The sequence below is a fragment of the Actinomadura sp. CNU-125 genome, from assembly GCF_001942465.1.
Lineage (GTDB): Bacteria > Actinomycetota > Actinomycetes > Streptosporangiales > Streptosporangiaceae > Spirillospora.
The window spans coordinates 1-10,250 of sequence record NZ_MKJY01000192.1; the positions used below are offsets into that span (position 1 = coordinate 1).

General features: G+C 71.5%; 11 protein-coding genes and 1 pseudogene. 2 read left to right on the forward strand and 10 right to left on the reverse strand.

All coding sequences use genetic code 11. The features are described from left to right. The 9 genes and pseudogenes from BJF79_RS22155 to BJF79_RS22190 all read right to left on the reverse strand — a co-directional run. A pseudogene (locus tag BJF79_RS22155) lies at positions 1-339 on the reverse strand (amidohydrolase); the annotation flags it as partial. A gap of 13 nt (positions 340-352) precedes the next feature. Further along, complete coding sequence (locus BJF79_RS57310) at positions 353-838, reverse strand: hypothetical protein (protein ID WP_075900139.1); 486 nt, start codon at positions 836-838, stop codon at positions 353-355. Then, a complete protein-coding gene (locus tag BJF79_RS22165; RefSeq protein WP_075900141.1) occupies positions 835-1,560 on the reverse strand; it encodes an ABC transporter ATP-binding protein in 726 nt (241 codons plus the stop codon). The genes BJF79_RS57310 and BJF79_RS22165 overlap by 4 nt, the downstream gene beginning before the upstream one ends. Next, entirely contained in the window at positions 1,557-2,258 is a 702-nt protein-coding gene (locus tag BJF79_RS22170) for an ABC transporter ATP-binding protein (protein WP_075900143.1), read from the reverse strand. Before BJF79_RS22170 ends, BJF79_RS22165 begins: the two co-directional genes overlap by 4 nt. After that, positions 2,239-3,579: a branched-chain amino acid ABC transporter permease gene (locus tag BJF79_RS61085; RefSeq protein ID WP_316043413.1), complete on the reverse strand. Its 1,341-nt coding sequence runs from the start codon at positions 3,577-3,579 to the stop codon at positions 2,239-2,241. Before BJF79_RS61085 ends, BJF79_RS22170 begins: the two co-directional genes overlap by 20 nt. After that, positions 3,531-4,301: a branched-chain amino acid ABC transporter permease gene (locus BJF79_RS61090; RefSeq protein WP_262402401.1), complete on the reverse strand. Its 771-nt coding sequence runs from the start codon at positions 4,299-4,301 to the stop codon at positions 3,531-3,533. The genes BJF79_RS61085 and BJF79_RS61090 overlap by 49 nt, the downstream gene beginning before the upstream one ends. Positions 4,302-4,317: 16 nt before the next feature. Beyond that, positions 4,318-5,685, reverse strand: a complete 1,368-nt coding sequence (locus tag BJF79_RS22180; protein WP_262402402.1) for an ABC transporter substrate-binding protein — start codon at positions 5,683-5,685, stop codon at positions 4,318-4,320. Between the two features lie 47 nt (positions 5,686-5,732). After that, complete coding sequence (locus BJF79_RS22185; protein ID WP_075900147.1) at positions 5,733-6,938, reverse strand: CaiB/BaiF CoA transferase family protein; 1,206 nt, start codon at positions 6,936-6,938, stop codon at positions 5,733-5,735. Then, positions 6,938-8,374, reverse strand: a complete 1,437-nt coding sequence (locus BJF79_RS22190; protein ID WP_075900149.1) for an aldehyde dehydrogenase family protein — start codon at positions 8,372-8,374, stop codon at positions 6,938-6,940. Before BJF79_RS22190 ends, BJF79_RS22185 begins: the two co-directional genes overlap by 1 nt. Before the next feature lie 307 nt (positions 8,375-8,681). Here BJF79_RS22190 and BJF79_RS22195 point away from each other — a divergent pair, with 307 nt between their 5' ends. Continuing rightward, on the forward strand, positions 8,682-9,410 hold the full coding sequence (locus BJF79_RS22195; protein WP_075900151.1) for an SDR family NAD(P)-dependent oxidoreductase: 729 nt from the start codon (positions 8,682-8,684) through the stop codon (positions 9,408-9,410). Beyond that, positions 9,407-9,955, forward strand: coding sequence for a carboxymuconolactone decarboxylase family protein (locus tag BJF79_RS22200; RefSeq protein ID WP_075900153.1), 549 nt, complete (start codon positions 9,407-9,409; stop codon positions 9,953-9,955). Before BJF79_RS22195 ends, BJF79_RS22200 begins: the two co-directional genes overlap by 4 nt. 88 nt (positions 9,956-10,043) lie before the next feature. Here the strand turns inward: BJF79_RS22200 and BJF79_RS22205 are convergent. Next, the coding region (locus tag BJF79_RS22205) for a hypothetical protein (protein WP_410050119.1) at positions 10,044-10,250 on the reverse strand (207 nt) is incomplete at its 5' end.

Sequence of the window (10,250 nt, forward strand, 5' to 3'; positions counted from 1 at the left end):
CGCCGCGAACCCCGGGAACGACGGGAAGTTCATCGAGCCGAGGATGCCGCCCGCGTCCATGTCCTTGACGCGCTCGTGCACGTCGTAGCAGCCGGGCCGGATCTCGTCGAGGCCCTGCGGCTCCAGGCCGTACTCCTCCTTGGGCCGGCCCGCCACCGCGTTCAGCGCCGCGTTCGGGATCACCGTCTCGCGGAACTTCCACACGTCCGTGCCGTCCTCCCGGTGGACGAGCTGCGGCGCGTCCTTCTTGTACTTCTCCGGGAGGTGGTTCACGAACATGTCGGGCGGTTCGATGATGTGGTCATCGACGCTGATCAGGATCAGATCATCTTTTCGCACGGGAGTACTCCGTTCAGTCGTTGTCTTCTCGGGTCTGCTCGACCGCTCCCGGGCCGTCCGGCCCCGCTTCGGCCGGCCCCGCCTCGACCGACAGGGTGAGGCGGGCGAACCAGAAGCGGAGGACGTTGGCGAGCGTGTACCGGAGGTAGAGGGCGCTGCCGACGATGCACGCGCAGATCCCGGCGGTCCCCACGGCCTGCGCGTCCCGCTGGGCGAGCGAGTCGGTCGTGCCCCGGGACAGGAAGTAGGCGGCGACGCCCGCCGCCAGGCCCGCCACCATGAGGGCGACGCCGATCTGCAGCCACAGCCGGGCCCGCCCGGCCGACGGGTCGGGGATCTTCATCTCGGCGAGCTGGCGGACGAACCGGTCCGCGCGGGTCTCCCCCGCGCCTCCCCCGGCGGTGCCGGACGGCCCGGCGCCCGTCGCGGCGGCCCCGGCCGCGGTCGTCTCCGTCGTCTCCGCGGTCTGCGCCGGCTGCGTCGTCGGTGTCTCGGTCATGTCGCACTTCCCAGGTAGAGGGCCGAGAGGTCGGCCAGAAGTTCGTCGCCGGGGGCGTCCACGCGCCGGATCCGGCCGTTCACCATCACGGCGGCCAGGTCGCAGATCTCCATCACGGTGCTGGCGAACTGCTCGACCACCAGGACGGCGACGCCCGTCCGGGCGATCTCGACGACCAGCCCGTAGAGTTCGGCGACCACCAGCGGGGCGAGGCCCATGGACAGCTCGTCGATCAGCAGGACGGCCGGGTCGGTCGCCAGCCCGCGCGCCAGCGCGAGCATCTGCTGCTCGCCGCCGGACATCGTGCCCGCGGTCTGCCGCCGCCGCTCGGCCAGCTTGGGGAACCGGGCGTAGGCGATCTCCTCCACCGTGGAACGGTCCGCGCCGGTGAAGGTCATCATCCGCAGGTTCTCCCGCACGGTGAGGTTGGGGAAGATCCCCCGCCCCTCGGGGATCAGGCACACCCCGCGCCGCGCCAGTTCCACCGGATCGGCGCCCGCGAGGGCCCGCCCGCCGACGCGGACGTCGCCGCGGTCGGCCGGGTGGAGTCCCGCCGCGACGTTGAGGGTGGTGGTCTTCCCGGCGCCGTTCGGGCCGAGCAGTGCCACGATCTGCCCGGCGCCCACGGCCAGGTCCACGCCGTGCAGGACCGAGATGCGGCCGTAGGACGCGTGGACGCCGGACAGTTCGAGCAGGTTCGGGTCCGCGGCGGGTGCGGTCATGACGGGGCCCCCAGGTACGCGTCCAGGACGGCGGCGTCGGCGCGGATCCGTTCGGGCGGGCCGCTCGCGATCAGCTTGCCGAGGTCGAGGACGTGCACGACGTGGCACGCCTCCATGACGAGCCGCATGTCGTGCTCGACGAGGACGACCGCGAGGCCGTCCGCGGCGAGTTCGCGCAGCAGCTCGCCGAACCGTTCGGTCTCGTGCTCGTCCTGGCCGGAGGCGGGCTCGTCGAGCAGCAGGGCCTTGGGCCGGACGGCGAGCGCCCGGCCCAGCTCGACGAGCCGGGCCCGGCCGGTGGGGACCGAGTCGGCGCGGACGTCGGCGATGTCCTCCAGGCCGAGCCGGGCGAGGATCCCGTCGGCGGGCAGCCCGTCGCGGTGGAACTCGGCGGCGACCCGCAGGTTGTCCCGCACCGACAGGTGGCCGAAGATCTCCAGCCGCTGGAAGGTGCGGCCGAGGCCGCGGCGGGCGCGGGCCGCCGGGCCGAGCCGGGTGACGTTGCGGCCGTCCAGCAGCACCCGTCCCGACTTGGGCCGGACGAGCCCCGACACCACGTTGAACAGCGTGGTCTTGCCGGCGCCGTTGGGGCCGATGAGCCCCGTGACCTGGCCGGCCTCCGCGGTGAGGTCGACCCCCGACAGGGCGACGTTGCCGCCGAAGCGGACGGTCACCGCGCTAGCTTCGAGCAAGGCCATCGAGCACCTCCTCCCGGTCCGAGGGCCGCCATGGCCGCCGGACGCCGCGCCACTCCAGCGGGACGTCCGCGGCGCCCTTGCGCGCCCGCGGCCTGGCGAGCTCGCGCAGCGCGACCGCCGCGGCGAGCGATCCGAACGTCAGCACCCAGCCGTCGACGACGTCGAGCAGACGCAGTCCCCACAGCGCGCCGACGATCGCGGCGAGCGGGATCCAGAAGCGGCGGAGCGGGCTCCACGACTCCCGGAAGTGCGGGACGACGCCCTCGGGGTTGCGGCCCATGCCGATCCCCGCCAGCCCGACCAGCAGCGAGGCCACGTGCTGCGCCCCGGGCCAGATCGCCGTGACGGCGTGCATGATCCCGGCGAGGTTCACCCCGCCGAAGAAGCCCGCCCCGATCGCCGCCATCCCGCCGATGATCACCAGCAGGAAGATCGGCAGCCCGGCGACCAGGTTGAACTGCTCCGCGGTGATCGTGGTCGCCTGCATGCCGTACATCGCGCCGCCGAGCCCGGCGATCGCCGCCGACAGCGCGAACACCGCGACCTTGGTGACCAGCAGCCGCCCGCCGAGCGTGGCGCACGCGGCCTCGCTGTCGCGCATCGCGATGAGCCGGCGTCCGAAGAAGCCGCGCCGCACCCACACGACCAGCAGGCACAGCGCCGCGAGGACCGCGGCGGAGAAGAGCAGCTGGACGCGCGGCGCCGCGAAGATCGGCGTCACCTCGGCGCTGCCGCCGCTGAACAGCCAGTCCACCGGCATCGTGAAGATCCAGCCGTCCAGGATCAGCGTGAAGGCGGTCGTCGCCAGCGCCAGGTAGATGCCCGACAGCCGCAGCGCGGGGATCGCGATCACCGCGCCGACCAGGGCGGAGACCGCCACCACGGCGAGCAGCGCGAGGGGGTTTCCGCTCGCGCCCACGCCCGCCCAGACGATCGCGCCGATCCCGGCGAGGCTGAGCTGGGCGAGCGAGATCTGCCCGGAGAAACCGGTCAGCACCACGATGGACATCCCGATGATCGACATCGGGAAGATCTGCCCGTAGGTGAGGACGTCGGGGTCGCTGAGGGTGGTCGCGAGGATCGCCGCGAACACCACCAGGCAGCCGCCGAACACCAGCGTGCCCTTGATCGTCGGGGTCGGCAGCGCGCGGGTGATCCGCACGCCGCCGCGCACCCGCGGATTGGGGAACAGCAGCAGGACGAGGAACAGCAGCAGCGCGGGCGCGGCGATCCGCAGCCCGGGCAGGTACTCGTTCTGCGGCAGGTACCCGGTCAGGTAGCTCTCGGTGCAGCCGACCACCATCGCCCCGACGAACGCCATCGGCAGGCTCCGCAGCCGCCCGAAGATCGCGGCGGCGTACGCGCTGACGATGAGCAGCGACAGGTTCCCGGCGTCCAGCGGGACGCTGGCGCGATGAGGATGCCGCCGAGCGCGGCCAGCATCGTGCCCAGCACCCACGCGGCCTTCGCGGCCATGACGGGGTCGCCGCCGTTGAGCCGGGCGAGCGACGGATCGTCGACCGTCGCCCGCATCCCGACGCCGATGCGCGAGCCGTACAGGAAGGCGTACAGCCCGAACGCCACGGCGGCGGCGACCAGCAGCGTGACGAGCTGGTGCCACGTCATCGTCGCCGGCCCGATCTGGATCGCGTCCCGGTCGGCGAAGAACGGAGTCAGCGGACGCGCGACGTTGGGGTCCCAAATCCATTGGGCCATCGCGATCAGCCCGGTCAGCAGCGCGATCGTCACCACGAGCCGCTCGACCTCGCCCACGCCCTGGACCGGGCGCATGATGAGCCGCTCGACCAGCAGGCCGAACAGCGGGGCGAGGACGAGCAGCACCAGCGCGAGCGCGATCGGGACCGGCAGGCCCCAGCCGCCCGTGAGCTGCCAGTAGGCGAACGCGGCCATCATCCCCGCGGCGCCGTGGGCGAAGTTGAAGATGCCCGTGGTGGTGTAGGTCAGGACCAGCCCGCTGCTGATCACGGCATAGATGCCACCGGTGCTGAGACCGATGATCCCGAAGGTGAGGAACGTGTCCATACGCGTCGCGGGGCCCTTACTTCAGATCGGCCATGCTCTTGCCGACGTCCTCGAGTTTCGTCCCCTCGCCGTAGTCGCCCTTGTACTTGTGGATCACGTCGCCGCAGCGGTACGGGCCCTCGTTGGCGCCGAACTCGGCGGGCTTCCACCCGTCGGTCGTCGCCTGGACGGCGTTCCAGCAGGTGCGCGGGGACGCGGGGTCGGACTCGTCCACGGGGGACTGCAGGCCGCCGGCCGTCCACTCGGTGCGCTTCTGCGCCTGCTCGAACACGCACTTGCGGGTCAGTTCGGCGCAGTCGCCCGCGGCGTCGGCGAACAGCAGCCAGCCGGAGAAGGCGCGCAGCACCGGCAGGTTGACCTCGGCGTCCGGCTTGTACTGCTTGAACATGTCGATGACCTGCTGGGTGGCGGGATTGTCCTTCGCCGTCTCCAGCGGCGCGACGCCGCTCAGGTCGGCGTAGGCGTTCTGGCTCCCCAGGGACTTGCCGGCCAGCTTGATGAAGGCGGGGCCGTAGGCGTTGTTGGTGGTGTCGATCCAGTCGAGCTTGTAGCCGATGTTGTCGAGCGACTGCATCAGTTTGGCCAGCTGCTCCCAGCCGCCGAGGTACACCAGGCCCTTGACGTTCTTCTCCTTGATGGCCTGCGCGAACGGCGTCCAGTCGGGGATGCCGCGCGGCGGGTACAGCCCGGTGTAGACGACCTTGCCGCCGAGGCCTTCGAGGGTCTCGCGGTGCTGCTCGGTCATGACCTTGGTGACCGGCGAGTCACCGGCGATGATGCCCGTCGCGCCGGCCGAGTCGGGGTACTTCTCCTTCATCAGCCAGCTGTACATGCCCGCGTAGTCGTTGTGCCCGGAGTTGGAGCCGACGCCCAGGACCTGGAGGTCGGCGCCGTCGGCGTTCACCGAGCTGGTCTGCGCGGGGAACGAGGGCAGCAGGCACTCCAGCCGGGTCTCGACGCCCTGGCCGTCCAGCGCGGCCGAGCCGCCGACGAGCGCGAAGTCGCTCCGGCAGGCCTCCATCATCCGCTGGCGGACCTCGGTGAACTTGGCGTCGTGCACGACCGGGACGAGCTTGCGCCCGTTGATGCCCCCGGCCGCGTTGCACCATTCGGTGAACACCTCGGCGGCGTCGACCATCTCGGGCTTCTTGGTGAAGCCCTGGTCGGTGAAGACCCCGACCTTGATCTCGGTGTCGGTGACGCCCTGCGCGTCGGACGGCTTGGCCTCGCCCGGTCCGCAGACGTTCTTCAACGTGCCGAAATCGGTCTTCGGGACGGACACGGCGGTACCGCCGCCGCGCGTCCCCGCGTCGTCCTCGCCCGCGGTTTCGCCGCCTCTGGCGGCGCACCCCGCGAGCGCGACGACGAGCAATCCAATGATCAAGGGTCTCAACGTTCCTCCTCGGAGCCGAACCCCCCGATTGCGAATGGTCAGGTGACCGCGCCCGCCGCCTTCAGGGCGAGGATGCGGTCCCAGTCCAGGCCGAGTTCCATGAGGATCTCCTCGGTCTGGGCGGCGAATTCGGGAGCGGGGCCGAGCTGCGGGGCGGTGACGTCGAACTGCACCGGGTTGGCGACCAGTTCGAGCTCACCGGCCCGCACGAGGTACTCGTTGTCGCGGATCTGCGCGTCATCGCCCACCTGCAGGGAGTCCTGCACCGGGGCCCAGGGCCCCGCGAGGGTGGCGAAACGCTCGGTCCATTCGCCTAGCGTGCGGGTGGCGAGAACCTCCCGCAGTGTCTCGACGGCCGCCGCGGTGTTCTCGGCGATCAGCTCCGCGGTGGCGAAACGGGGATCTTCGGCCAGGTCGGGACGGTCGATGTGCCGGCACACGTCGGCCCAGAATCGGGCCGGCTGCAGCATGACGAAGGCCAGGTAGCGGCCGTCGGCGGTGCGGTACAGGCCGGACAGCGGGTTGGTGGGCGAGCCGTGCGCGCCCGTCGGGGCGGCCTCCAGCGGCTTGCCGAGATGCTGCGACAGGGCGACGCCGTGGCCCATGGCCCACAGCCCGCTGCCGAGCAGGGAGACGTCCACCACGGACGGCTCGCCGGTCCGCTCGCGGCGCAGCAGCGCCGCGGCGATGCCGCCCGCGAGGTTCGTGCCGGAGATGGTGTCCCCGTAGGCGGGTGCGGGCGGCGGGGTCATCCCCTCCACCCCGGGCGGGGTGAGGCTGGCGGCGGTGGCGGCCCGCGCCCAGAAGGCGGTCATGTCGTAACCGCCCTTCTCCGCCTCGCGCCCGCGCGGCCCGAGGGCGCTGCCGCGGGCGTAGACGATCTTCGGGTTCACCGCGCGGACGTCGTCCACGTCGATGCCGAGCTTGCGGCGGGCGGCGGGCAGGAAGCTGGTCAGGAACACGTCCGCGCCGCGGATCAGCTCGTGCAGGACCTCGATGCCCTCCGGCTTGGCCATGTCGAGGCCGAGGCTGCGCTTGCCGCGGTTGGCGTGCTCGATGTTGGGGTTGGGGTCGCCCTCGACCTTCAGCGTGCCGGTCTGCCGGAGCCCGCGCTGCGGGTCGCCGTTGACCGCGTGCTCGATCTTGACGACGTCCGCGCCCCAGTCGGAGAGCACGGCGCCCGCCGACGGGACGAACCCGTACATCGCGACCTCGACGACGCGGATTCCTTCGAGCGGCCCCATCAGCCGACCACCATCGCGAAGGTCTTGCGCTCCAGGAACTCCTCGAGACCGGCGACGCCCATCTCGCGGCCGATGCCGGACTGCTTGTAGCCGCCGAAGGGCGCGTCGGGCGCGAAGTAGTTGCCGCCGTTGATGCTGAAGGTCCCGCTGCGGATGCGCCGCGCGAGCGCGATCGCCCGTTCCGGGTCGGCGCTCTGCACACCGCCGGACAGCCCGTAGATCGTGTCGTTGGCGATGCGGACGGCGTCGTCATCGTCGTCGAAGGGGATGACGGCGAGGACGGGCCCGAAGATCTCCTCCTGCGCGATCTCGCTGGCCGGGTCGACTCCGGCGAGCAGCGTCGGCGTGTAGAAGTAGCCGGGGTCGACGCGCTCGCCGCCGGTGACGAGCTTCGCGCCCGCCTCGACGGCCCGCTTGACCATGGCGTCGACCTTGTCGCGCTGCCGCGCGCTGATCAGCGGCCCCATGTAGGTGGCGGGGTCGCTCGGGTCGCCGTAGCTGACCCGGCCGAGGTTCGTGGCGACCTTCTCGACGATCTCGTCGTGGTGTTCGCGCGGCACCAGGAGGCGGGTGGTGATCGCGCAGCCCTGCCCGGCGTGCGAGCAGATCATGAAGGCGGCGAACATCGCGGCGAGGTCGAAGTCGGCGTCGTCCAGCAGGATCATGGCCGACTTGCCGCCGAGTTCGAGGAAGACCCGCTTGAGGTTCTTGCTCGCGGACTCCATCACCTTGCGGCCGGTGGCGGTCGAGCCGGTGAAGGTGACCACGTCGACGTCGTCGTGGCCGGCCAGCAGCGCGCCGACCTCCACCCCGGAGGAGGAGAGGACGTTGACGACCCCGGGCGGGATGTCGGTGTGCTCGGCGATCAGCTCGCCGAGCGCCAGCGTGATCAGCGGGGTGTCCGGGGAGGCCTTGAGGACGACCGTGCAGCCCGCGGCGAGCGCGGGCGCCAGCTTCGCGAACCCGATCTGGTTCGGGTAGTTGTACGGGATGATCGCGGCGACGACCCCCGCGGCCTCCTTCTCGATCCACCGCCGGTGGGTCTGGCCGCGGACCTCGATGTCGGCGAGTTCCTCGGTCAGCGGGTAATCGCGCAGCAGGTCCGCGTAGTAGCGGAAGATCTCGATCGGGACGTCGAGCTGGTTCGCGTGGGTGAGCTGGCGGGTGGCGCCGACCTCGGTGATCGTCAGCTCGCGCAGCTCGTCGCTGTGCTCGACCAGCGCCGCGTGGAGCTGGTCCAGGCACCGGATGCGCAGCTCCCTGTCGGTCGCCCAGTCCGTGGTGTCGAACGCGCGCCGCGCGGCCGCGACGGCCCGCTCGGCGTCGGCGGTCGTGGCGTCCGGGGCGCGGTCGAACTCCTCGCCGGTCGCGGGATTGAGCGAGGGGTACGTCCGTTCGGTCTCGACGAGCCGTCCGTCGATGAGCAGGTGTTTCACACCCTCGCCCCCGTCTCCTGAAGTCGCATCCTGCCTCCTTGATGGCTGGAAACTACATTCTCGCCGCACGCAAATCAACCATCCGGTTTCGAGAATGAGCTGTCAGCGGAAACTTGCGGCGACGCACCCGGCGTCCGGCATCACGGCGGCCCCGGAGGCACCCCGGGGCTTTCCCGGTCTCGGCAGTTGAGAGTAGTGTTCTCGTATTCGGAAGGGAGATTTCCATGATGATCGGCCGTTGCGACGAGGCCCGCCCGCGGCGTCTCGCCACCATCGCCACCGTCGCCGTCTGTGCGGAGGCGCGCGGATGAGCGCCCCGGGGAAGGGCGCCGGGCGGACCGCGGTGGTCACCGGCGGCGGATCCGGCATCGGCAAGGCCATCTGCGACCGGCTGAGCGCCGACGGGTACAACGTCGCCGCGCTCGACCTCGACCCGTCCGCCGCCGCCTTCGGGCAGGCCGCCGACGTCACCGACCGGGCCCAGGTCGACAAGGCGCTGGACGTCGTCCGGGAGCACTTCGGCCCGGTCACGGTGCTGGTGAACGCCGCCGGGCTGGACGGCTTCAAGCGGTTCGCCGACCTGTCGTTCGAAGCCTGGCAGCGGGTCATCAACGTCAACCTGCACGGCGTCTTCCACTGCGTGCAGGCGGTCCTGCCCGACATGACGGAGGCCGGCTGGGGACGGATCGTGAACATCTCCTCGTCCAGCGCCCAGTCCGGCCAGCAGTACATGGCGCACTACGTGTCGTCGAAGTCGGCCGTCAACGGGCTCACCAAGGCGCTCGCGCTGGAGCTCGGACCGGCCGGGATCACCGTCAACGCGGTGCCGCCCGGCTTCATCGACACCCCGATGCTGCGCAAGGCCGAAGGCCGCGGGCTGCTCGGCGGGACGGTCGACGACCACATCGCGCGCACGCCCGTCCGCCGCGTCGGACGGCCGGAGGACATCGCCGCGACCTGCGCGTTCCTCGTCTCCGAGGAGGCCGGCTACATCACCGGGCAGATCGTCGGCGTGAACGGGGGGCGGAACACATGACGCGCCTGCCGCCGCTCCCCCGCGACGAATGGGACGCCGAGACCATCGCCGCCTTCTCCCCGCGCGAGGGCCGGCTCCCGCCGCCCAACAACGCGCTCGACCTGCTCGCCCGGCATCCCGCGCTGGCGAAGTCGTTCATGCGCTACAACGCCTACACGCTGAACCGCTCGACGCTGCCGGTCGCCGTCCGCGAGCTGGCGATCCTGCGGGTCGCGTGGCGGCTGCGCTCCCGCTACGAGTGGGCGCAGCACCTGGAGATGGCCCGGGAGGCTGGCGTCACCGACGCGCAGATCGAGGAGGTGCGCTCCGGGGCCCCCACCCTCCTGAACCGGGTGGTGGACGAGCTGGACGAGCGGTCCGACCTGACCGACGAGACCTACCGGGAGATCGCGGCCGAGCTGGGCGACGACCGGCGGCTGATGGACCTCGTCTTCACGGTCGGCACCTACGCGCTGCTGGCGATGGCCTTCAACACCTTCCGGCTGCCGCTCGACGACGGCGTGTCCGACGAGGGCTTCGACGACGCCTTCGGCACGGAGCCCTGATCCGGCACCGAACGGCACGGTGAGAGACGCGGTGGCGGCCGTCCCTCCGGGGAACGGCCGCCACCGCGTCGCCGTCACGGCGTCGCCGTCACTGTGACTTGATCTTGTCCTTCATGCCGTCGAGCCGCATCAGCACCGGGTAGCCGCCGACGCTGAGCGCGTTGCCGTGCCCGGTCTCGTGAATGTCGAACACCGACTGGATCGCGGCGTAGAAGCCCTGGACGTCGAGGGTCTGGTTGACGGCGCGCTTGGCCTGGCGCAGCGCGAACGGGTGCATCTGCGCGATCTGCCCGGC